The organism is Streptomyces sp. NPDC025638 (genome assembly GCF_055558775.1).
Window position 1 is genome coordinate 32191 of sequence record NZ_JBVHLX010000014.1, and the last position, 21338, is coordinate 53528.

Below are 21338 nucleotides of genomic sequence, written 5' to 3' on the forward strand. Positions count from 1 at the left end.
ATCCTGGTCCTGTCGCGAGCCTCCCCCGTTTGTCTCACAGAGGGCCGCCTCTACCCGGTGACACGCAGCAATGTGCTCGAAGTGATGTCGTATGCCTCAGGGTCGAATTCGGCCAGGCGCCGCCGCATCCGACCCGTCGACCAGGGCCAGCTGAAGCTGTTGCGGCCGTTGTCGTCGAGGTAGTAGCTGGAGCACCCGCCCGCGTTGTAGACGGTACGCGGCAGAGCCTGCTGGATCTCGGCGCTGAAGGCGGCCTGGACCTCGGGGCGTACATTCATGCTCGTCCAGCCTGACGCGCGGAAGTGACGCACCGCGGCTGTGACGTAGTCCAGTTGTGCCTCAAGGATCGTGTAGGCGGAGGAGTGCCCGGTACCGAGGTGTGGCCCGAGCAGGACGAACGCGTTGGGGAAGCCACTGACCGTGGTGCCCAGATAGGCGTCCGGGCTGCCCTTCCAGTGGTCGTCGAGGCTGGCGCCGTCGGCGTCGAACACCCGGTGGGCGATGGGCATGTCGAGGATGTGGAAGCCGGTTCCGAGAATGATGGTGTCGACGTCCGCGCCGCTGCCGTCCGCGCCGATGACACGGCTGCCGCGGACGGCCGCGACCGCCGTGGCGTGGACGGTGACATTGGGCCGGGTCAGCGCGGGATAGTACGTGTTCGACAGCAGCAGCCGCTTGCAGCCCAGGGTGTAGTCGGGTGTCAGGGCCTGGCGCAACTGCGGGTCCTTGACCGTCGCTTTGAGATGGAGCGTGCCCACCTTCTGCACCGCGCGCAGAAGGGACGGGTGTCGGAAACCGACTCCCAGGGTCTCCAGCGCCGCGTATTCCGCGTTCCGCAGGGCCCGTTGGGCCGCGGGAAGGCGTCGCATCAGCCATCGCTCGGCACGGGGCACGTAGTGGTCGGGCTTGGGCAGCACCCATTGGGCGGTGCGCTGGAACAGGTGAAGTCGCCCGACGTGTGGCTGGATGGCGGGGACGAACTGGACGGCTGACGCGCCGCTGCCGACCACGGCGACACGTGTGCCCGTCAGGTCGTGATCGTGGCGCCAGCGCGAGGAGTGGAAGACCTCGCCGGGGAAGTCGGCCAGGCCGGGGATGTCGGGGAGCAGGGGTTCGTGCCAAGGGCCTGCCGCCGCGATCAGGAAGCGGGCCGTGTAGCGGTCCCGGTTGGTCTCGACATGCCAGCGGGCCTGGTGGGGGTGCCATTGGGCACGTACGGCCTCGGTGCCGAAGTGGATGAGCGGGGTGATGCCGTACCTGGCCGCGGTGTCACCGAGATAGGCGCGTATCTCCGGCTGGCCCGCGAAGGCACGCGTCCACTCCGGGTTGGGTGCGAACGAGTACGAGTAGAGGGCGGAGGGAACGTCGCAGGCGCACCCTGGGTAGGTGTTGTCCCGCCAGGTGCCGCCGAGGTCGTCCGCCTTCTCCATGAGGACGAGGTCGTGGATGCCGGCCTGGCGCAGTCTGACGGCGGCTCCGATGCCGGACAGACCGGTGCCGATGATGAGGAGCTCCACGTCGCGGGTCTCGCCGGTGACTCTTGCCACGGGAGCGTTGGGCTGGGGCATGTCAGGCTCCTGTCCGAGCGTCGAGGCCGTGGCCGGCGGGGGTGTGCGGAGCGGGTGAGCCGGCCGATCGGAGGCGCTCGCGGACGGTGGCTCGCGTCGTGCGCAGGGCCGTCTCCAGGACCGTCAGGCGGCGTCGGCCGTTCATGAAGTTGCCTCCCATCACCTTCAGATCGGTGGCGGTGGGCTCGATCCGGATCACCCGTGTGCCCGCTGCCTGCAACGCGGCGCATTCGGCATTCAGCGTGCGGGTCATCACGCGGCGGAGCAGCGACTCCGCGCGGCCGAGGCCTGTGCGTGATGCGGGGGAGGACGAACTCATCGGCGCCACGACGTACACCTCGTCGAGGCCGCGGGACACCAGGAGGTCCGCCGAGGCAGTGGAGACGATGCCGCCGTCCGCGTAGCGTCGGCCGCCGATGCTTACGGGTGGAAACCATCCCGGGACCGCCCAGGACGCGCGCAGGGCGTCACGCAAGGCGACCGGCGCGGTGTCCGGATGCCCGAAAACGGTACGTCGCCCCATGTCGAAGTCGGTCGCCACCAGCCAGGTCGCGGGATGGGTGACCCAGCCCCCGGCAGGGGCGAGGAAGTCCGCCAGGGCTGCCAGCCAGTCCGCTGAACCACGTCCTTGCGGCAGCAAGCCGGACAGGCCCGCGAGAGAGGGAGCGCCGCCGCCCAGCGCGCGGCGCGTCAGCCGGGGCGACCCGGGGAAGAGCGCGGGCCGGGGCGGTAGGCCTCGGGGAGGGGCCGCGAAGTGGCGGCGGAGTTCGGGTTGGGCATCTGGGCGCGCGAGTTGTGCGGCCAGGAGTTCTGCCGCTCCGATGCCGCTGCCGAGCATGGCCGCCAGCTCCGCCCCGGCCGAGGTGCCCACCAGGACATCGGCGTCCCGCACGTCCCACTGCACGATCTGTTCGAGTGAATGCAGAGCGCCGATCGTCCAGGCCGCGCCGAGGGTTCCGCCACAGCCCAGTACCAGTGCGCGGGATGGGGTCGTTCGCCTGCCAGTCATGGTCACTGAGTACTCCGCCCAATCGGGACATCGAGCCATCGGGGTTCCGGCGAGATCGGGATACCGGTGGTATCTGAATTCGGGATACTAGCGGTATCCGGGTGGGGTGGACAGCCCGTGTCGGGGATAGGATCCGAGGACTTCAAGAACGTCCGAGCCTGCGGGTCGAGCCGCGCAGGACGGGAGGGAACAGAAACTTGGCCCGCCTCAGCCGCGTCGAGAGCCAGGAGCGCACGCGCGAGCGACTCGTCGCCACCGCGCGGGACCTGTTCTTGCGCAACGGCTACGGCGCGACTTCCCTCAGCGAAGTAGCGGAGGCGGCCGGGTATTCGAAGGGCGCCGTCTACTCCAACTTCCGCAGTAAGGGCCACTTGTGCCTGGCCGTCCTCGATGACATCCGTGCCGAGCAGCTGGCCCTGCTCACCGACTCCGTCATGCATGACGCCCGGATCGAAGACCGCCTTGCGGCCTTCACCGCGTGGGGCGAGGCGCACATCGGTGACGAGGCCTGGACCACGCTCGAAGTCGAGTTCCTCACCCAGGCCCGCCACGACGACGAGCTCCGGCACGAGATCACGGCGCGCGCCGTCTCGATCCGCGAGGCACTCGCTCAGCTGCTCGACGCCCTGGCCCAGGAGTTGGGCGCCTCCCTGGCCATGCCCGCCGAGCAGGCCGCGATGACGCTGCTCAGCCTCGGCATCGGACTCGGCCTCCAGCGGATCACCGACCCTGCCGTTTCCACCGGGGTCCTCACCGACACGCTGCGTCTCATCCTGCGCTGATGGCCGTGCGCACCCCGCGGAGCTGACAGGGAAGACCCCGGTGATCCAGTGGTGAGCCGTGGCGGCCGCCATCCGAGTGCAGTTGGTGGCGAGGGCGATGGGGAATGCCGTGGCTGCCGTGGTCTGGTGGGACGGTGGTGGCCTCATGCCGGCGCCGCTATGCCACGATTAGTCCATTTTGCCAGAGCATCTACCCGTGAACGAAACCTTGCGGCCGCTGCCGCGTCATACCTAAAATAATTTCGCTGCTACTCGCATTCGGCGAAATATATTCGGTGAACGGCTATCGAGAGTAGGTGCCTCCATGACGGTTGCTGCTGCGTCGACGGTCCACCCGGACGAGGTGCACGACAGGCTCGGCCGCTATGTGCTGACCGACGGTTTCAAACTTGTGCTCGACCCGCTTGCCAGTCACGGCTCGTGGATCGTCGATGCGCGCACCGGTGAGAAGTTCCTCGACCTCTACTCGTTCTTCGCGTCCGCTCCGCTGGGGCTCAACGCGCCGGGCATCGTGGACGACCCGGCGTTCATGACCCTGCTCGCGCAGGTGGCGGCGAACAAGCCCGCCAACCCCGACATCTACACGACCCACTACGCCGAGTTCGTCGAGACGTTCGTGCGCGTGCTGGGCGATCCCGACCTGCCGCGACTGTTCTTCGTCGAGGGTGGCGCGCTCGCCGTCGAGAACGCGCTCAAGACGGCGTTCGACTGGAAGAGCCGCCACAACGAGGCCGCGGGCCGCTCACCCGAGCTCGGCACCAAGGTGCTCCACCTGCGGCGGGCGTTCCACGGCCGCAGCGGCTACACCCTCTCGCTGACCAACACCGAGCCCAACAAGACGGCCCGCTTCCCGAAGTTCGACTGGCCGCGCATCGACGTACCCGCCGTGCGGTTCCCCCTCGATCGCCACCTTCCCGAGGTCGAGGCGGCCGAGCAACGGGCCCTCGAACAGGCGCGGCGAGCGTTCGAGGACAATCCGCACGACGTCGCCTGCTTCATCGCCGAGCCGATCCAGGGCGAGGGGGGCGACAACCACATGCGCGCGGAGTTCCTGCAGGCGATGCAGGCGCTCTGCCACGAGTACGACGCGCTGTTCGTACTCGACGAGGTACAGACCGGGGTGGGCATCACCGGCACCACCTGGGCCTACCAGCAGCTCGGTCTTGAGCCGGACATCGTCGCCTTCGCCAAGAAGGTCCAACTCGGCGGCATCATGGCCGGCCGCCGCGTCGACGAGGTACCCGACAACGTCTTCCAGGTCTCCGGCCGGATCAACTCCACCTGGGGCGGCGGGCTGGTCGACATGGTCCGGGCCCGCCGCATCCTGGAGATCATCGAAAGGGACGACCTGGTGGCCCATGCCGCTGCCGTGGGATCGTGGTTCCTGGCCGAACTGCGTGATCTGGAAGTCCGACACGCACCGGTGGCGTCCAACGCGCGGGGACGTGGACTGATGAGCGCCATCGATCTGCCCGACAGCGGCGTCCGCGACGAGGTGGTACGCCGATTGCGAACCGAGGAGCAGGTGATCGCATTGCCGTGCGGTGAGCGTTCGGTGCGCTTCCGCCCTGCCCTGTCCATCACCCAGGACGAGCTGTCGATCGCCCTGCGGGCCCTCGACCGGATCCTCGCCGGTCCGCAGTGACCCCGTACCAGCCGACAAGGAGCAAAGTCATGGCCCGTTCCGTCGCCTCGATCGTTGCCGGCCGCATGGTCGCCGGCGCTCCCGGCGGGACTCTTCAGCGCCCCAATCCCGGCCGTACCGCCGAGCTGGTCTCCGAGGTCTCGCTCGGTGACGCCTCGACGTTCGTCGCGGCCGCCAAGGCCGCGAAGGCGGCTCAGCGGTCCTGGGCGGACATCCCGGCGCCGGTGCGCGGATCCGCGATCGGAAAGATCGGCCGGCTCGTCGAAGCCAACAAGGACCGGCTGGCCCGCATCGTGACCGAGGAGATCGGCAAGCCGTACGCCGAGGCACTCGGCGAGGTCCAGGAGATCATCGACACCTGCGACTTCTTCCTGGGCGAGGGCCGTCGGCTGTACGGGCAGACGGTGCCCTCGGAGATGCCCGACAAGCAGCTGTTCACCTTCCGCAACCCCGTCGGCTCGGTCGCGGTGATCACCGCGGGCAACTTCCCGGTGGCCGTGCCGGCCTGGTACCTCGTACCGGCGCTCGTGACCGGCAACACCGTCGTGTGGAAGCCCGCCGAGTACGCCGCCGCGAGCGCCAAGGCCCTCTTCGAGCTGTTCGTGCACGGAGGCGGCCTGCCCGACGGCGTACTCAACCTCGTACTCGCCGACGGAGAGCAGACGTACGCCGGTCTGGAAGCCTCTCTTGAGGCCGGGCTGGTCGACAAGGTCGGCTTCACGGGGTCCACGGTCGTCGGCCAGAAGATCGGCGCCCTGTGCGGAAGCCATCTGCAGACCCCGTGCCTGGAACTGGGCGGCAAGAACCCCCAGGTGGTCACCCCGAGCGCAAACCTCGACCTGGCGGTGGAGGGCGCGTTGTTCTCCGGATTCGGCACTGCCGGGCAGCGCTGCACCTCCCTCGGGACGGTCATCGTCCATGAGTCGGTGAAGGAGGACTTCCTCGCCCGCTTCGACGCCGCGAGCCGCGCGGCCCGGATCGGCGACGCGTTCGAGGACGTCCTCTACGGCCCGATGCTCGACGAGCGGTTCGCGCAGCGCTACGAGACCTTCCTCGGGTGGGTCAAGGATCACCACCGGACGTACGGCTCCGACGGCATCGGGCGGATCACGGCCGACAACCCCCGCAAGGGCTTCGTCGGGGACCCTGATGCGGGCATGTTCTACCACCCGGTGATCGTCGACGGAGTGCGCCGCGACGACGAGGTGTTCCTCAACGAGACCTTCGGCCCCATGGTCGGAGTGACCACCTACCGGGACTTCGACGAGGCCGTCGAGCTGGCCAACGCCCACGGCTACGGCCTGTCCGCCGCGATCTACACCACCGATCCGCACGAGGTGTGGACGTTCCGGCGCGGCATCTCCGCGGGCATGGTCAGCGTCAACAACACCACCTCCGGAGCGGAGGCGCACCTCCCGTTCGGCGGCAACGGCAAGTCGGGCAACGGCAGCCGTCAGTCGGGGCAGTGGGTGCTCGACCAGTTCACCCGCTGGCAGTCGATGAACTGGGACTACTCCGGCCGTCTGCAGAAGGCGCAGATGGACGTGGCCACGCTCGAGCCCGACATGGCCTTCCGCCTGTGAACGGCGTCGAGGACCTGGACCGGCACTTCCGCGAGGAGGTGGCCGGTCTCCGGTCCGCCGGCCCAGGGCTGACGGGCGGTGCCGCCGGTTCCGGGTCGCTCGCCGGGAGCACCGACGCGGCGATCCAGCCGCATCCCGGCGCACTGGACAGCCGTACCGCACTGAACAGCCGTACCGCACTGGACCTGTTCGACGCCCAACTGGAGAGCCGGCACGCCGACGCCGCTGCGCGCTGGATGCAGCAGCAGGGCCGTGGCTACTACACCATCGGATCGAGCGGGCACGAAGGCAACGCCGCGGTCGCCCTCGCCTTGCGCCCCACCGACCCGGCGTTGCTGCACTACCGGTCAGGCGCCTTCTACTGCGCCCGCGCCCGGCAGGCCGGCGGCGTCGATGCGGTCAGGGACATGCTGCTGGGGGTGGCCGCCGGGGCCGACGAGCCGATCGCCGGTGGACGGCACAAGGTGTACGGGCGTCGCGAACTGGCCGTCATCCCGCAGACGTCGACCATCTCCTCCCACCTGCCGCGGGCAGTCGGGGTGGCATGGAGCATCGCCCGCGCCAAGCGGCTCGGGACCGAGTGCGCCTGGCCCGGCGATGCCGTCGTCTGCTGCTCCTTCGGCGACGCCTCCGCCAACCACTCCACTGCGGCAGGCGCCATCAACAGCGCCTGCCACGCGGCCTACCAGGGCCTTCCGATGCCGGTGCTGTTCGTCTGCGAGGACAACGGCCTGGGAATCAGCGTGCCGACACCGCACGACTGGGTGCGGCGCGCCTACGGAAACCGGCCGGGGCTCGCCTACTTCGCCGCGGACGGGTGTGATCCGTCGGCCGCCTTCGACACCGCGCGCGAGGCAGTGGCCCATGTACGCAAGAGCCGGCAACCCGCCTTCCTGCATCTGTCGATGGTGCGATTCCTCGGCCACGCGGGCTCGGACGCCGAAGCCGCGTACCGTATGCCTTCCGAAGTCGCCGCGGATCTGCAGCGCGACCCATTGCTGGCCACGGCCCGGCTGCTCACGACGACCGGCGTCCTCACCCCGCAGCAGGTTCTCGAGCGGTACGACGAGGTGGCCGGGCGGGTGTTCGCCGTCGCCAAGGAGGCCCTCGACAGCGAGCCCCTGACCACCGCCGCGGAGATCGCCGCGCCCGTCGCCCCCCGCCGTCCCGACCTCGTGGCGGCTTCGGCACGCCGCACGAGCGAACCACCCACAGCGCCCGTGGGCGAGCCCGTCACCGTCGCCCAGGCCATCAACCACACACTCGCCGACCTGCTCGGCAGCTACCCGGAGATGGTCGTCTTCGGCGAGGACGTCGGCCGCAAGGGCGGGGTCTACGGACTGACCCGGGGATTGCAGCGGCGTTTCGGTACCGCCCGGGTCTTCGACACCCTGCTCGACGAGCAGGCCATCCTCGGCCTCGCGCTGGGTGCGGGGCTGTCCGGGCTGCTGCCGGTGGCGGAGATCCAATACCTTGCGTACCTGCACAACGCCGAGGACCAACTGCGCGGCGAGGCCGCGACGCTTCAGTTCTTCTCCCAGGGCCAGTACCGCAACCCCCTCGTGGTCCGCATCGCCGGCTACGGCTACCAGCGCGGGTTCGGCGGCCACTTCCACAACGACAACGCGCTGGGCGTCCTGCGTGACATTCCGGGCCTGGTCATCGCCTCTCCGTCCCGCCCCGACGACGCCGCCGCGATGCTGCGCACCTGCGTGGCGGCCGGCAAGGTGGACGGAACGGTCAGCGCCTTCCTCGAACCGATCGCGCTCTACCACACCCGAGATCTCCACACGGAGAAGGACAACGGCTGGCTCGCCGCATACCCGCCACCCGCACAGCACGTACCGATCGGCCGGGCACGCACCTACGGCACAGGCACGGACCTGACCCTCGTGACCTTCGGCAACGGCCTGCCCATCTCGCTTCGAGCCGCACGCCGACTGGAGCAGCAGGACATCGACTGCCGGGTCGTCGACCTGCGCTGGCTGGCACCCCTGCCGGTCGACGACCTGCTGCGCGAAGCACGTGCGACGGGACGCGTCCTCGTGGTCGACGAGACCCGCCGCACGGGAGGGGTCTCCGAGGGAGTCGTCACCGCTCTGGTCGACGCCGGATTCACCGGCGCCGTCCGACGGGTCACCAGCGCGGACACCTTCGTCCCGCTGGGGAACGCGGCGCAGTTGGTGCTCGTGTCCGAGTCCGACGTCGAGCGCGCCGCCGGCGAGCTGTTCTCGGCGGGCCCGCCTGCTCACCGTTGACGGTTGGTCAGCCGGTCGAGGCGGTCGGTGGCGCACGGTGATCCGGAGGGAATGGCCTGGACACGATCGGCGGGCAGGTCGGACGATGAGCGCATGCTCAGCACCCTCCTCGCCTTCCTGGGCGCCTGCACCCTGGTCGCGGCATCACCCGGCCCCAGCACCATGCTGATCATCCGGCAGTCCTTGCACAGCAAACGGGCTGGGTTCTTCACCGTTCTGGGCAACGAGACCGGTGTGTTCCTGTGGGGTGTCGTTGCAGCGCTCGGGCTCACGGCGCTGATCGCCGCCTCACAGCTGGCCTACGACATCATGAGGATGGTGGGGGCAACTGTCCTGATCCTCTTCGGTGTACAGACTCTTCTGGCTGCCCGGCGCGGGCACGCGAAGCCGGTCGAGCAGACGACGGCAGACGTTGTCCAATCCGGTTGGAAGACGTACCGCTCGGGCCTGCTGTTGAACCTGGCCAATCCGAAGGCTGCGTTGTTTGCGATGTCATTCCTGCCGCAGTTCGTGCCGACGGGTGCACCCAAGCTGCCCACGATGATCGCTCTTTCGGTGATTTGGGCGGTTTACGAGGTCGGCTACTACGGCTTGTACGTGTGGTTCGTCGGCCGGATGAAAGCTCTCATCTCAAAGGCTGATGTGCGCCGGCGACTGGAGCAGGTTTCCGGAGGGGTGCTGCTGATCCTGGGTGTTCGGATGGCTGTCGAAAGCTAGCTGGATCGCGTACGGCCCTCAACGGACGTACAAGCCTTCCAGCAGCGAGGTCAGATAGCGGCGGGCGGTCTCGACGCGGGCCGCGGGCGTGCCGTGGACGTTCGCGGCGTAGGCGATACCGCACATCAGCGGGACCAGGTCGGCAGAGGTCAGGTCGGCGCGCACGACCTCGGCGTCGCGGGCCCGCTCCAGCAACTCTTTGCCGACCGACGACAGGGTCCGCTTCAGTTCGGTGGTGCGTGGCAGGGCGTCCGTGGAGGCGGCGGTGACCGGGGACAGGGACGCGTCGGTGACCTGCGCTTCGATGGTGCGGGTGAGAAAGCCGGCGAGGGCGCGCCCGGGGTTGTCGTCGGCCAGCGCCTGCTCGCCGTGGGCGGCGAGCGCCTCCAGGCTGGGGGTGGCCACGGTCTCCAGGAGCGCCTCGGCGGTGGGGAAGTGGCGATAGACGGTGCCGACGCCCATGTGTGCACGGCGGGCGATGTCGTTGAGCTGCAGTGGCGTGCCTTCGTCGACGAGATCGCGAGCCACCGCGACGATCCGTTCCCAGTTGCGGGCAGCGTCCTTGCGCAGGCGGGCGGTCGTCATGCGAGAAGTCTAACTGGATGGCTCATCCGCATCGCTGTCAGAACGCGATCCGGATGAGCCACCCGTTTCCCGCCGTTGCTGATCGTCTTCAGATCGCGTCACGCATGCGTGAGTGGCGCGAGACGCTCGCTGAGGTGGCGGACGGCTTCGGCGATGCGAGGATCCGTTGCCGAACGGAAGGGGGTGACCGGCAGCGCCCGGGGTCCGATGACCACGCCGGTCCGGCCGGCCAGTGAGCCGTCGGTCGCGGCGAAGATCGAAGGCTTGGCCGCCAGGGACGCCGGGCCCGAAGTCGAGCGCTCGAACTTACGCCGGACCAGCGGCCAGAGCAGCCGCAGCCCCGGCGAGACGATCTTCGGATCGCGCATGGTGCCGTTGGTCATGTCGGTCGCGGCGCCGCCGGGATCCGCCGCGAAGACCGAGACGCCCGTGCCGTCCAGTCGCCCGGCAAGATCAAGCGTGTAGGCGAGGTTGGCGAGCTTGGCGCGGCCGTACCAGTGAAAGCCGTAGTAGCCCCCTGGCGGCTCGACGGAGTCGAAGACGCGCTTTGCGACACCGATCGCTCCCGAGGTGACGTTCACGATCCGGCTCGGCGCACCGGCGCGCAATGTGGGCAGCAGCAGTTCGGTCAGCAGATAGGGCGAGAGGTGGTTGACGGCGAACGAGGCCTCGATCCCGTCCACCGAGTCCTGCCGGTCCGGGAACATCGCACCGACGTTGTTGACCAGACCGGTCAGCGGGCCGTCTGCGGCGATGCGGTCGGCGAGGGCGCGGACCGCATCGAGCGAAGAGAGATCGGCGGCCAGGAACCGGGCGGAGTGCAACGGCGCCGTCGCGTTGATCCGTTCGACCGCACGGGCACCGCGCTCGGCGCTGCGCCCGACCACGGTGACGGCAATACCTGCCTCGGCCAGCCCCAAGGCGGTCTCCAAGCCGATTCCCGCTGTTCCTGCTGTGACGACCGCTGTCTGCTTCATTGCGCAACCGTTCTGCGTATGTGGATGAGCTATCCGGTTAGTGTCACCGTAGCAGATCCGGATTGTCTATCCGCTTTGTGCGACCGAACGGACGGGCCTTGAGGTGGCGTGACGGGTGCGGTGTCACACGCCAGTCAGGATGTGTTCAGGTGTCCGGTGGCACGGTCGCTCTCCATGACCTACGAAACGTCTGAGGCTTCCGCCGTCTCCGCGGCCGACAGGCCCGTCGCACCGGGGCGGCGTCGGCTGCGCTGGAACAAGGTGCCCGAGGTCACCGTCTACTTCTGGATCATCAAGGTGCTGTGTACGACGGTCGGTGAGACCGCGGCCGACCTGTTGAACGAGAAGGCCGGCCTCGGCCTGACCGGTGTGTCGGTGTTGATGAGTGCGTTGCTGGCCGTGGTGCTGGTCGTGCAGTTCCGGACGAGCGCGTACCGGGCGGGCGTGTACTGGCTCGCCGTGGCCCTGATCAGCGTCGTCGGTACCCTGATCAGCGACAACCTCACCGACAACATGGGCGTGCCGCTGGAGGTGAGCACGACGGTGTTCGGGCTCGTTCTCGCCGTCGTGTTCGTCGTCTGGTACCGCCGGGAGCGGACGCTGTCCATCCACAGCATCGACAGCGTCGGCCGCGAGTCGTTCTACTGGCTCGCCGTCCTGTTCACCTTCGCCCTGGGCACCGCGGCCGGTGACCTGGTCTCCGAGCGCATGGATCTCGGCTACTGGCTGTCCGCCGTGCTGTTCGCCCTGGCCATCGCCGCGGTCGGCGTCGCGCACTTCGCACTCGGTCTCGACGCGGTCTGGAGCTTCTGGATCGCGTACATCCTCACCCGGCCGCTCGGCGCTTCCATCGGCGACTATCTCTCCCAGTCGACCGGTGACGGCGGAGTGGGTCTGGGCACGGTCGTCACCAGCGTGCTGTTCCTCGCGGTCATCCTCGGTCTGGTCGTGTACCTGGGCGTCACCCGAAAGGACGTCACCGAGCCGGAAGGGGCCGCACAACACGCGGCGTGACCTGCAACCCGCCTGTGTTCAGGATGCGTTCAGGATCTCTGTGCCACGGTCGAAGATCACGGCCGCCGCCGGCGGCCGAGTCATCTCACAGGGCGCTCGTCCCGGTTCCCAGGGGCGAGCGCCCTGTCGTTCGACCGAACAGGAGAATCCGAGTTGGAGAAATCCGAGGTCCTCACCGACCTCGACGTGGCGAGCACGTCGAAGACCAAGTCGGTGATGAAGAAACTGCCCGAGGTTACGCTGGCCTTCTGGATCATGAAGATCGCCGCAACGACCTTGGGTGAGACGGCGGGCGACCTCTTCGCGCAAACCCTGAAGCTGGGCTACTTCCTCACCACGATCGCGCTGTTCCTGATCTTCGTGGTGACACTGGTGGTCCAGCTGCGAGCCAGCCGCTACAACCCGTTCTGCTACTGGACCGTGATCCTGTCGACCAGCATGGCCGGCACCACGATGTCCGACTTCATGAACCGCGACGCCAGCGCCAAGTTCCTGTCGAACGGCGCGACCAGGCTGGGCTGGGGCCCGCAGGGCCTTGGCCTGGGCTATCCCGTCGGAGCGGCCATCCTGATCTCCATCCTCCTGGCGATCTTCCTCGCCTGGAAGCTGAGCGGGATGACCTTCCAGATCCGCGACATCGTCACCTTCAAGGGCGAGGCCCTGTTCTGGTCGGCGATCCTTGTGTCGAACACCCTCGGCACCTCGATGGGCGACTTCCTGTCCGACAGCTCCGGCCTCGGCTACGCCGGTGGTGCGCTGCTCGTGACCGGGGCGCTCGCCGTGCTCGTAGCGCTCATGAAGGTGCCCACCGTGCCGAACGTGCTGCTGTTCTGGATCGCCTTCGTCCTCACCCGGCCACTGGGCGCCACCGCGGGCGACTTCCTCACCAAGCCGGTCACCAAGGGCGGCCTGGATCTCGGTACCGTGGGCTCGTCCGCCGTGCTGCTCGTTGTTCTGTTCGGCCTGATGGCCTATGCCCACGGGCAGGAGCGCCGGTCCTCGGCCTGGCTGGCGACGGAGAAGCGGGAGTCGGTCACCCGGCGGGGAGACTGACCGTGAACCTGGCCCCGGGCGCGTGTCCGGGGTCGTAGGAGACCTCGCCGCCGACGGTGCGGGCCAGACGTCGCGCGAGCGGCAGCCCGAGGCCCGCGCCGTCGTGCCCGTCGTCGGCGTCGGCGCGTCGGCCGGGCTGGAACAGCTCCGCCACGAACGCCTCCGGTACGCCGGGCCCGTCGTCGACGACATCGATCCGTACCGCACTGGGCAGGCGCCGCGCGGACACGGTCACGCTGGAGCGGGCATAGCGGACGGCGTTGGCCAGCAGCGGGCTGAGGATGCGTTCGAGGAGAGCGGGTGCGACTCCCGCCTCCAGTACCCGAGTGTCCGTCGCCACCGTGGCCTTGACCCGATCCCCTCGGTCGACGTGCTGGAGCAGGCGGCCGAGGAGGGGGACGACGTCGGTCGTTGCGGGGGCCGTCGCCGGGTTGAGCGCATTCTCGCGGGCGTCGTCGAGGAGCGTGTCGCAGATCGTGCGCATGGACTGCGCGGCCTCGGCGATCACCTCATGGGTGGCGCGGGTCTGGGCATCCGTCCGCGGACGGGCCTGCCACCAGTCGAGTTCCATGATGATCCGGGTGAGCGGCGTGCGCAGTTCGTGGGACAGTTCCCCCGTCAACTGCCGTTCGTGGCGCAGTACGGTGCGTATCCGGTCCAGCAGCGCGTCCAGTGAGCCACCCAGGCGGGCGAGTTCGACCGGGTGATCCTCCGTACCGAAGCGGTCGTCGGAGCCCGCAGCGCTCCACTGCGTTGCCTGGTCGGTCATGGTCCGCACCGGTCTCAGTGCCCGGCCGACGGACAGACGCGTAAGTACGTACGTGCAGCCGAGCATCACGGCGTCCAGGACCAGCGACCCCAGCAGCAGGGTGTCGGCCGAACTCCGGTACGGAGCCAGGTCCAGGGCGGTGACGACAGTGGCTTTGGCATCGTGGCCGGGGATCGGCTGGGAGCACAGCCGGACGGGTCGGTGACCGTCGACGGTCGTGCAGGCGTGCTCTCGCTGTGCGGCCAGCCGGTCGGCGGCCTGGGTCACCGGGCTTCCGACGGTGGCGGACGGCGGCCTCTCCAGCAGGCGGGTGTCGGCGTAGATCCACACGTTCGCGTCGAGGAGGCGGTCGTTGACAGTTTCCAGGACGCGTACTCGGGGACCGCTGGTGTCGACGGTCGTGGTCACCGCTGCCGCTCTGGTGCGCAGCTCGTCGTCCGCCTGGCGTTGCAGATGCTCGTCCATCACGGCGTTGAATGCCACGGTCAGGACCGTCATCAGCAGTGCGGCGGCGGCCAGTGCCACGAGGGAGAGCCGGCCTTGCAGGGTGCGTGGGGCCAGGCGACCGAAGACGCGGTAGGCACGGGTCATGACAGGCGGTGTCCGACTCCGCGTGCCGTGTCGATCGTCAGACGGCTGCTCGCCTCGCGCAGTTTGCGGCGCAGTCGGCTCAAGTACTGGTCCAGAGTGTTGTCACTGACTTGCGCGCCCTCGGGCCAGCCGGCCCGCACCAGGTCACGGCGGCGCACGAGGGCTCCGTCCGCGGCAACGAGCGTGGCCAGCAGCCGGAACTCCGTCGGGGAGAGGTCGACGCGTGCGCCGTCGTGCACGGTCGCACTGTGATCCACCGCGTCCAGCACCAGATCGCCGGTTGTGGCACAGGCCCGGGGGGCGGCCCGTCTGAGCGCGGCGCGCAGCCTGGCGGCGAGTTCGGCGAGGTGGAAGGGCTTGGGCAGGTAGTCGTCACCCCCGGCGGAGAAGCCGGACAGGCGGTCGGTGAGCTGGTGCCGGGCGGTCAGGAAGATCACGGGGGCGAAGAAGCCGTTGGCCCGCATGGCCTGGCATACGTCCCGTCCGTCCGCGTCGGGCAGGCCGACGTCCAGTACGGCCGCGGCGATGCCGGCGGTCGCCAACCGCAGGGCACTGGCGCCGTCGGGGGCGAGGACGGGCTCGAAGTCCTCGTCCTGAAGGCCCCGTCGCAGCACGTCCCGCAGGGCGTGATCGTCCTCAACCACCAGGATCTTCGGGTGCATGATCCTCTGTCGGTCCTCCGGTCATGGTTGTGGTTGCGAACCCCCGTGTGTGTAGCGCGCCACACACGGGCCGAACGGGTGACTACAGGAATGTAGACCGTCCATGTCACTGTAGACGAATGGCGGTCGAGGTCCGTTCCCGAGCTGCGGGTGCGTCCCGGTAGAGCCGGAACAGCTCCAGGTTTGGGCGAACGGGACGCAGTCTGAGCGGGCTGCGGTCTGGCGTCGGCCTTGATCAGTGGTCGTGAGTTGTTCGCCGATGTGGCCGTGTGTGGTGGTCGTGGCCGTCCGTGGGCAGGCCAAGCCCGGCGGTTGTCAGGTCCACGAGGCGCTGGACGGCTCCCGGGTCGGGTGCCGTGGCCGCTGCGGCCAGGGCGTGGACGCAGTAGTTGGTCCCGCCCCTACACCGCATACCGCCGCCCGCTGTTCGAGCTCGGCGCCCTGCTGGAGGCCAAAGCCATGCACGGCAGCCGCAGCGCCCACCATCACCTGCTGTCCCTCGCGCTGAGCAACGGCATCGGCAAGGCCCGGGTCGGGCAGGTGCTGGAGCAGGTCGGACTCGGCAGCGTCGCACACAAGCGGACCGGAGGCTTCTCGCTCGGCATGAGCCAGCGCCTCGGCATTGCCGCCGCACTCCTCGGCGACCCTCCGGTGCTCATGCTCGACGAGCCGGTCAACGGGCTCGACCCCGAAGGCGTGCTGTGGATCCGCACCCTGCTCAAGGCATTGGCCGCAGAGGGGCGCACCGTGTTCCTCTCCAGCCATCTGATGAGTGAGATGGCGCTGACCGCCGACCGGCTCGTCATCATCGGCCGCGGCCGCCTGATCGCCGAGACCAGCATCGCGGACTTTCTCGCGAGCGGCGACAGCGGCTTCGTCCGGGTCCGCACTTCGCAGTCCGCGGCGCTTGCCCAACTGCTGCGCTCCCACGGCGCGTCGGTGGCCGAGCCCGCCCCGGACACGCTGCAGATCACCGGAGCCACCAGCGACACCGTGGGCGAGCTCGCCCGCTCCGCCGGCATCGCTCTGCAGGAACTTGCTGTCCAGCAGGCCTCCTTGGAAGAGCGCTACATGCAACTGACCGGCGAAGCCGTCGACTATCGCACCGTCGCCGGCCCCGCGCTCACCGCCCCGGCACCCAACGCCACCTGAGGACGACTCGTGACCACCCCTGCCTTCGTCTCATCCCTGCCCCGGCCCGCCGACCGTGCCGCGTTGTCCGGCTTCACCGCCGTGCTCCGCTCCGAGTTCTGCAAGGTGCGCTCCGTCCGCTCCACGCTCTGGACGCTGCTCGGCGCCGTCGTGTCCAATGTCGCCCTCGGCGCGCTCGTGGCGGTTTTCCTGGTCAGCCGCCTCAGCGCGGAGCAACAGCAGACCGCGGACCCGGTCCGGCTCAGCCTGATCGGCCTGCACCTGTCGCAGATCGCGCTCGGCACGCTGGGCGTCCTCATCGTCACCAGCGAGTACGGAACCGGGCTGATCCGCGCCACCCTCGCCGCCGTACCGAGGCGTCGTACCGTCCTTGCCGCCAAGGCGGTCGTCTTCGCCGGCATCGGCCTCGTCGTCGGCGTGCTGTCCTGCGTGGCCGCGTACCTGGTCTTCCACGCCGCGCTGCCCGCCGGCACCGGCAGCAATCTGAGCCGGTCACTCACCGGCCCGGGTGTGCTGCGAGCCGCCGTCGGCGGCGGGATCTACCTCACCCTGCTCGGTCTTCTCGGCCTCGGCCTGGGCGCCGCCCTGCGCTCCAGTGCCGGGGCCATCGCCGCCCTGCTCGGCCTGCTGTTCGTGCCCGACATCCTGGTCGGCATGCTGCCGGACACCTGGCAGAACACCGTCGGCCCCTACCTGCCGATGAATGCCGGAGACGCCCTCTACCTGCTGCACCCCGAGCCCAACGGCCTGAGCCCCGCGGCCGGGTTCGGCGTCCTCGCCCTGTACACGGTCCTCGCCCTCGCAGCGGGATTTGCGGTGATCCGCCACCGCGATGCTTGACCGCTGTCGCAGGACAGGGTCAGGGTTTGGTGAGGGGTCCGGCGTGCAGTGCGGTCAGGCGGCGCCGGTAGTCGTCCTCGTCGATCTCCCCGCGGGCCAGCCGCTCTCGGAGGATGTCCTCGGCCGACGGCGTGGCCGGGGTGTGGGTGTGCTCTTGGGGCCGGTTGAGGGCGCGGAAGAGCAGCACGGCGATTGTGATGATCAGCGCCCAGAAAAGGATCATGCCGGTCGACATCGCGAACCAGCCCCAGCCGCTGACATTGTGGTCGTACCAGAACATCATCGCTATTCACCTGCTTCGGCCTTGTTGTGTGGCCGGATGCGATGGGGCATCCGGCGACCTTTGCCTTCTCCTGCATCGTCCCGCCGCTGGGCGTGGCCGTCCGGGGCCGGATGGTCCAAAACCGTGGGCCACTGCGCCCCTACCAGGTAGGGGTAGCCAAGGCGCAGGCTGGAGAGTGACCCGACCAGGGAGGTGAGCAGCGCATGGGTGCTCTTGAAGTCGTCGTCGTCCTGGCCTCGGCAGTGCTGATCGCCGCGCTGGGCTGGTACTTCTTCGGCCCGCGCCGGACTGGTGCCGCCCGGCTGGAAGGCGGGGTGCAGCGGGTGGACGTGACGGTGCGGGGTGGCTACAGCCCTGACCTGATCAAGGTCCGGCAAGGTATCCCGGTGGAGTTGGTGTTCGACCGGCAGGAAGCCGGCGAGTGCACCTCCCGTGTGGTCTTCCCCGATCTGCAGATCGGAGCGGGCCTGCCCGCCCACACGCGCACCACCGTGCGGCTGAACCCCGACCGTCCGGGTTCCTTCGGCTTTGCCTGCGGCATGAACATGATCCACGGCACCCTGCTGGTCGAGCCCGCGGAAGGCGCCGTACCGCCTGGGCCGGGCGGTCACGGCGGGACGGCCGCAGCTCCTCCTGCTGCCACCGGCGGGCCCGCGGCGGGTGAGGAGCGGACGGCGGCCGAGTCGGAGGCCGCGGACGCCGCCGAGCGGCGGGCGGAGATCAAGGACCTCACCCGCAGAGTCGTGGTGGGCGCGGTGCTCACCGCCCCGGTGCTGTTCGCGGTGATGGCGCACGAACTGTTCGGCGCGGACTGGGTGCCTGGATGGATGCTGAACAGTTGGCTGCAGCTGGCGCTGATCACGCCGGTGATGTTCTACACCGGGTGGCCGATCCATGTGACGGGCTGGCTGACCCTGCGCCACCGGGCCGCCGACATGAACTCTCTGATCACCCTGGGTACGAGTGCCGCCTACGGCTACAGCCTGCTGGTCACCCTTGCGCCCGGTCTGCTGCCCCAGGACGTGCGGGAGGTGTACTTCGAGACCGTCGGCGTCATCCTGACACTGATCCTGCTCGGGCGGCTGCTGGAGGCCCGGGCGAAGGCCGGCACCGGTGAGGCCATCCGCGCTCTCCTGGGCCTGCAGGCCCGTACCGCCCGTGTCGTGCGGGACGGAAACGAGAGTGAAATCCCCGTCGAGGACGTGGTGGTCGGAGACGTGCTCGTCATCCGGCCGGGGGAGAAGATCCCCGTCGACGCCGAGGTGCTCTCGGGCTCCTCCGCCGTGGATGAGTCGATGGTCAGCGGCGAGCCGATGCCCGTCACGAAGCACACCGGCGACACGGTCATCGGTGCCACCGTCAACGGCACCGGGTCCCTGCGGGTGCGGGCGGCCAAGGTCGGTGCGGACACGATGCTCGCCCAGATCATCCGCCTGGTGCAGCGGGCCCAGGCGTCCAAGGCCCCCATCCAGCGGCTTGCGGATGCCGTGTCGGCGTACTTCGTGCCCGCGGTCATCGCCGTCGCGATCGGCACCTTCGCCGTCTGGTTCGCTCTGGGACCGTCTCCCGCGCTGACCCTGGCGCTGGTCTCGGCGGTCGCCGTGCTGATCATCGCCTGCCCGTGCGCGCTGGGCCTTGCCACGCCGCTGTCCGTGATGGTCGGTACGGGCAAGGGTGCTCAGGCCGGCATCCTGATCCGGTCGGCCGAGGCGCTGGAGACCGCGCACAAGCTGGACACCGTCGTGCTGGACAAGACCGGCACCGTCACCGCGGGCAAGCCCGTTCTGACCGACGTGCACCCCGTGGGCGGATTCGACGAGACAGAGCTTCTGCGGCTGGTCGCGGGGGCCGAGGCCGACAGCGAGCATCCGCTCGCGCGGGCCATCGTCACCGGCGTCCGTGACCGCGGTCTTCACCCGTCGGCGGCGACCGGCTTCGACTCGGTCACCGGCAAGGGCGTCCAGGCCACCGTCGACGGGCACGCCGTCCTGGTCGGCACCGCCCGGCTGCTCGGTGACGTCGGTATCGACACCGCCGCACTGACCCCTGTGGCGGCTGCCCTCTCCGCCGAGGGCAAGACACCCGTTCTCGCCGCGGTGGACGGACAGGCCGCCGGTGTGGTCGCCGTCGCCGACACCGTGAAGGACGACTCCGCCGCGGCCATCGCCGCCTTGCAGCGTCTCGGCGTCGAGGTCGTCATGCTCACCGGCGACAACGCCCGCACCGCCGCCGCGATCGCCGCGCAGGTCGGCGTCACCCGGGTGCTCGCCGAGGTGCTGCCCGAGCACAAGGCCGACGAGATACGACGGCTGCAGGCCGAGGGCCGTACTGTCGGCATGGTCGGCGACGGCATCAACGACGCCCCCGCGCTGGCCGCCGCCGACGTCGGCCTGGCCATCGGCACCGGCACCGACGTGGCCATCGAGGCCGCCGACATCACCTTGATCTCCGGCTCGCTCGGCGGAGTCGTCACGGCGATCCGGCTGTCGCGGGCCACGATGCGCAACATCCGGCAGAACCTGTTCTTCGCCCTGGTCTACAACGCCGTCGGCATCCCTCTGGCCGCCGGTGCCCTGTATCCGCTGTGGGGCATCCGTCTCAGCCCGATCGTCGCCGCCGCGGCCATGGCGCTCAGCTCGCTGTCGGTCGTGACCAACGCGTCCCGGCTGCGCCGCTGGAGCCCCCAGCCGCTGCCCGACGTCCGGCCCGCCCGCAGCCGGCCCCGCGTCGAGTCGGCCGTCGACCGAGCAGCGACCAGCAGCACGGCAACCACGGCGGGCGAGGGGCACCACCGCCACACCTCCCACGGCGACAGCGACAGAACGGTCGCGGACCCGGTGTGCGGCATGCAGCTGGACAAGGCGACCGCCGCCGAACACCGGCACACCGCAAACGGCACCTACTACTTCTGCTCCACCCATTGCGCCGCGACCTTCGACGCCGACCCGGACCGCTACACCGCCCCCACGACAGGCGGCACGCGCGAGGGAGGCGAACCCCGATGACCGCCGCCGCCACCCCGCGCGACGCTCATGAGCAGCACACCCAGGCACCCGGATACGCCGACCACAAGGCCGATCACCTGGACCGCCTGAACAAGATCGAGGGCCAGATACGCGGCATCTCCCGCATGGTCACCGACGACCGCTACTGCATAGACGTCCTCACCCAGATCACTGCCGCCAGCCGCGCGCTGCAGGAGGTCGCGCTCGGCCTCCTCGACGACCACGTGCGCGGCTGCGTCACCGATGCCGCCCGCGCCGACCCCGCCCGGGCCGACGAGAAGTTCGCCGAGCTCACCGACACCTTGCGCCGCGCACTGCGTGTGTAGCCGCTCAGCCCTCCTTGCGGGTGGGCAGGCGCCATCCCGGGCGCGGGAAGTGGCAGGTGTAGCCGTCGGGGTAGCGCTCCAGGTAGTCCTGGTGCTCCGGTTCGGCCTCCCAGAAGGGGCCGACCGGTTCCACCTCGGTGACGACCTTGCCCGGCCACAGCCCGGAGGCGTCCACGTCCGCGATGGTGTCCTCCGCGATCCTCTTCTGCTCGTCGTCCACGTAGTAGATCGCCGAGCGGTAGCTGAGACCGATGTCGTTGCCCTGGCGGTTCTTGGTGCTCGGGTCGTGGATCTGGAAGAAGAACTCCAAGATCGTGCGGTAGTCGGTCTTCTCGGGGTCGAAAAGGATCTCGATGGCCTCCGCGTGGGTGCCGTGGTTACGGTACGTCGCGTTCGGCACGTCACCCCCGGTGTATCCGACCCGGGTCGCTGTCACGCCCGGGAGCCGGCGGACGAGGTCCTGCATCCCCCAGAAACATCCGCCCGCCAGTACGGCCCTCTGCGTCTGCGCTGCCATTT

Annotated in this window: 19 protein-coding genes; 11 read left to right on the forward strand and 8 right to left on the reverse strand. The window is 69.4% G+C overall.

Annotation, left to right across the window (positions count from 1 at the left end):
* Positions 1-50 precede the first annotated feature (50 nt).
* Together ACZ4EG_RS32120 and ACZ4EG_RS32125 are read right to left on the reverse strand one after the other, a co-directional pair.
* On the reverse strand, positions 51-1568 hold the full coding sequence (locus tag ACZ4EG_RS32120) for a flavin-containing monooxygenase (protein ID WP_467793101.1): 1518 nt from the start codon (positions 1566-1568) through the stop codon (positions 51-53).
* Position 1569: 1 nt separating this feature from the next.
* Positions 1570-2577, reverse strand: a complete 1008-nt coding sequence (locus ACZ4EG_RS32125; protein WP_467793102.1) for a patatin-like phospholipase family protein — start codon at positions 2575-2577, stop codon at positions 1570-1572.
* A gap of 197 nt (positions 2578-2774) precedes the next feature.
* Here ACZ4EG_RS32125 and ACZ4EG_RS32130 point away from each other — a divergent pair, with 197 nt between their 5' ends.
* From ACZ4EG_RS32130 to ACZ4EG_RS32150, 5 genes are all read left to right on the forward strand, one after another.
* Positions 2775-3359 (forward strand): TetR/AcrR family transcriptional regulator, encoded by a 585-nt coding sequence (locus ACZ4EG_RS32130; protein ID WP_453553233.1) that lies wholly within the window; start codon positions 2775-2777, stop codon positions 3357-3359.
* Positions 3360-3663: 304 nt separating this feature from the next.
* Entirely contained in the window at positions 3664-5004 is a 1341-nt protein-coding gene (lat, locus tag ACZ4EG_RS32135) for an L-lysine 6-transaminase (RefSeq protein ID WP_467793103.1), read from the forward strand.
* Positions 5005-5033: 29 nt separating this feature from the next.
* Positions 5034-6587, forward strand: coding sequence for an aldehyde dehydrogenase family protein (locus ACZ4EG_RS32140; protein ID WP_467793104.1), 1554 nt, complete (start codon positions 5034-5036; stop codon positions 6585-6587).
* On the forward strand, positions 6584-8845 hold the full coding sequence (locus ACZ4EG_RS32145; protein ID WP_467793105.1) for a thiamine pyrophosphate-dependent enzyme: 2262 nt from the start codon (positions 6584-6586) through the stop codon (positions 8843-8845). The genes ACZ4EG_RS32140 and ACZ4EG_RS32145 overlap by 4 nt, the downstream gene beginning before the upstream one ends.
* 93 nt (positions 8846-8938) lie before the next feature.
* Positions 8939-9562, forward strand: a complete 624-nt coding sequence (locus ACZ4EG_RS32150) for a LysE family translocator (RefSeq protein WP_467793106.1) — start codon at positions 8939-8941, stop codon at positions 9560-9562.
* An 18-nt stretch (positions 9563-9580) separates the two neighbouring features.
* Here the strand turns inward: ACZ4EG_RS32150 and ACZ4EG_RS32155 are convergent, their stop codons facing one another.
* The gene (locus ACZ4EG_RS32155) at positions 9581-10147 is read right to left on the reverse strand and encodes a TetR/AcrR family transcriptional regulator (RefSeq protein ID WP_453553223.1); all 567 of its coding nucleotides are present in this window, start codon (positions 10145-10147) and stop codon (positions 9581-9583) included.
* A gap of 98 nt (positions 10148-10245) precedes the next feature.
* Positions 10246-11124 (reverse strand): SDR family NAD(P)-dependent oxidoreductase, encoded by an 879-nt coding sequence (locus tag ACZ4EG_RS32160; RefSeq protein ID WP_467793107.1) that lies wholly within the window; start codon positions 11122-11124, stop codon positions 10246-10248.
* Positions 11125-11298: 174 nt separating this feature from the next.
* Between ACZ4EG_RS32160 and ACZ4EG_RS32165 the strand changes: the two genes are divergently transcribed.
* Entirely contained in the window at positions 11299-12138 is an 840-nt protein-coding gene (locus ACZ4EG_RS32165) for a COG4705 family protein (protein ID WP_467793108.1), read from the forward strand.
* A 153-nt stretch (positions 12139-12291) separates the two neighbouring features.
* On the forward strand, positions 12292-13191 hold the full coding sequence (locus ACZ4EG_RS32170; RefSeq protein WP_467793109.1) for a COG4705 family protein: 900 nt from the start codon (positions 12292-12294) through the stop codon (positions 13189-13191).
* Here ACZ4EG_RS32170 and ACZ4EG_RS32175 read toward each other — a convergent pair.
* Both ACZ4EG_RS32175 and ACZ4EG_RS32180 read right to left on the reverse strand, forming a co-directional pair.
* Positions 13172-14551, reverse strand: coding sequence for a sensor histidine kinase (locus ACZ4EG_RS32175; protein WP_467793110.1), 1380 nt, complete (start codon positions 14549-14551; stop codon positions 13172-13174). The genes ACZ4EG_RS32170 and ACZ4EG_RS32175 overlap by 20 nt on opposite strands.
* Entirely contained in the window at positions 14548-15213 is a 666-nt protein-coding gene (locus tag ACZ4EG_RS32180) for a response regulator transcription factor (RefSeq protein ID WP_467793111.1), read from the reverse strand. The genes ACZ4EG_RS32175 and ACZ4EG_RS32180 overlap by 4 nt, the downstream gene beginning before the upstream one ends.
* A 459-nt stretch (positions 15214-15672) precedes the next feature.
* Here ACZ4EG_RS32180 and ACZ4EG_RS32185 point away from each other — a divergent pair, with 459 nt between their 5' ends.
* A complete protein-coding gene (locus ACZ4EG_RS32185; RefSeq protein ID WP_467793112.1) occupies positions 15673-16365 on the forward strand; it encodes an ATP-binding cassette domain-containing protein in 693 nt (230 codons plus the stop codon).
* 9 nt (positions 16366-16374) lie between these two features.
* Positions 16375-17205: an ABC transporter permease gene (locus ACZ4EG_RS32190; RefSeq protein WP_467793113.1), complete on the forward strand. Its 831-nt coding sequence runs from the start codon at positions 16375-16377 to the stop codon at positions 17203-17205.
* Between the two features lie 19 nt (positions 17206-17224).
* Here the strand turns inward: ACZ4EG_RS32190 and ACZ4EG_RS32195 are convergent, their stop codons facing one another.
* Positions 17225-17488 carry an SHOCT domain-containing protein gene (locus tag ACZ4EG_RS32195; RefSeq protein WP_453553204.1) on the reverse strand — a complete coding sequence of 88 codons (264 nt, stop codon included), beginning with the start codon at positions 17486-17488 and terminating at the stop codon, positions 17225-17227.
* Positions 17489-17691: 203 nt separating this feature from the next.
* Between ACZ4EG_RS32195 and ACZ4EG_RS32200 the strand changes: the two genes are divergently transcribed.
* Both ACZ4EG_RS32200 and ACZ4EG_RS32205 read left to right on the forward strand, forming a co-directional pair.
* A complete protein-coding gene (locus ACZ4EG_RS32200; RefSeq protein WP_467793114.1) occupies positions 17692-20493 on the forward strand; it encodes a heavy metal translocating P-type ATPase in 2802 nt (933 codons plus the stop codon).
* Positions 20490-20819 (forward strand): metal-sensitive transcriptional regulator, encoded by a 330-nt coding sequence (locus ACZ4EG_RS32205; protein ID WP_467793115.1) that lies wholly within the window; start codon positions 20490-20492, stop codon positions 20817-20819. The genes ACZ4EG_RS32200 and ACZ4EG_RS32205 overlap by 4 nt, the downstream gene beginning before the upstream one ends.
* Positions 20820-20823: 4 nt before the next feature.
* On the opposite strand, the gene msrA is transcribed toward ACZ4EG_RS32205, so the two are convergent.
* The gene (gene msrA, locus ACZ4EG_RS32210; protein WP_390711136.1) at positions 20824-21336 is read right to left on the reverse strand and encodes a peptide-methionine (S)-S-oxide reductase MsrA; all 513 of its coding nucleotides are present in this window, start codon (positions 21334-21336) and stop codon (positions 20824-20826) included.
* Between the last annotated feature and the right edge of the window lie 2 nt (positions 21337-21338).

Excerpts from the sequence above, each read along its gene's own strand:
- ACZ4EG_RS32195 (WP_453553204.1), bottom strand. The coding sequence starts at position 17,488 with ATGATGTTCTGGTACGACCACAATGTCAGCGGCTGGGGCTGGTTCGCG.
- ACZ4EG_RS32185 (WP_467793112.1), top strand. The coding sequence starts at position 15,673 with ATGCACGGCAGCCGCAGCGCCCACCATCACCTGCTGTCCCTCGCGCTG.
- ACZ4EG_RS32150 (WP_467793106.1), top strand. The coding sequence starts at position 8,939 with ATGCTCAGCACCCTCCTCGCCTTCCTGGGCGCCTGCACCCTGGTCGCG.
- ACZ4EG_RS32155 (WP_453553223.1), bottom strand. The coding sequence starts at position 10,147 with ATGACGACCGCCCGCCTGCGCAAGGACGCTGCCCGCAACTGGGAACGG.
- ACZ4EG_RS32140 (WP_467793104.1), top strand. The coding sequence starts at position 5,034 with ATGGCCCGTTCCGTCGCCTCGATCGTTGCCGGCCGCATGGTCGCCGGC.
- ACZ4EG_RS32175 (WP_467793110.1), bottom strand. The coding sequence starts at position 14,551 with ATGACCCGTGCCTACCGCGTCTTCGGTCGCCTGGCCCCACGCACCCTG.
- lat (WP_467793103.1), top strand. The coding sequence starts at position 3,664 with ATGACGGTTGCTGCTGCGTCGACGGTCCACCCGGACGAGGTGCACGAC.
- msrA (WP_390711136.1), bottom strand. The coding sequence starts at position 21,336 with ATGGCAGCGCAGACGCAGAGGGCCGTACTGGCGGGCGGATGTTTCTGG.
- ACZ4EG_RS32160 (WP_467793107.1), bottom strand. The coding sequence starts at position 11,124 with ATGAAGCAGACAGCGGTCGTCACAGCAGGAACAGCGGGAATCGGCTTG.
- ACZ4EG_RS32180 (WP_467793111.1), bottom strand. The coding sequence starts at position 15,213 with ATGCACCCGAAGATCCTGGTGGTTGAGGACGATCACGCCCTGCGGGAC.
- ACZ4EG_RS32125 (WP_467793102.1), bottom strand. The coding sequence starts at position 2,577 with ATGACTGGCAGGCGAACGACCCCATCCCGCGCACTGGTACTGGGCTGT.
- ACZ4EG_RS32120 (WP_467793101.1), bottom strand. The coding sequence starts at position 1,568 with ATGCCCCAGCCCAACGCTCCCGTGGCAAGAGTCACCGGCGAGACCCGC.
- ACZ4EG_RS32165 (WP_467793108.1), top strand. The coding sequence starts at position 11,299 with ATGACCTACGAAACGTCTGAGGCTTCCGCCGTCTCCGCGGCCGACAGG.
- ACZ4EG_RS32200 (WP_467793114.1), top strand. The coding sequence starts at position 17,692 with ATGGGTGCTCTTGAAGTCGTCGTCGTCCTGGCCTCGGCAGTGCTGATC.
- ACZ4EG_RS32205 (WP_467793115.1), top strand. The coding sequence starts at position 20,490 with ATGACCGCCGCCGCCACCCCGCGCGACGCTCATGAGCAGCACACCCAG.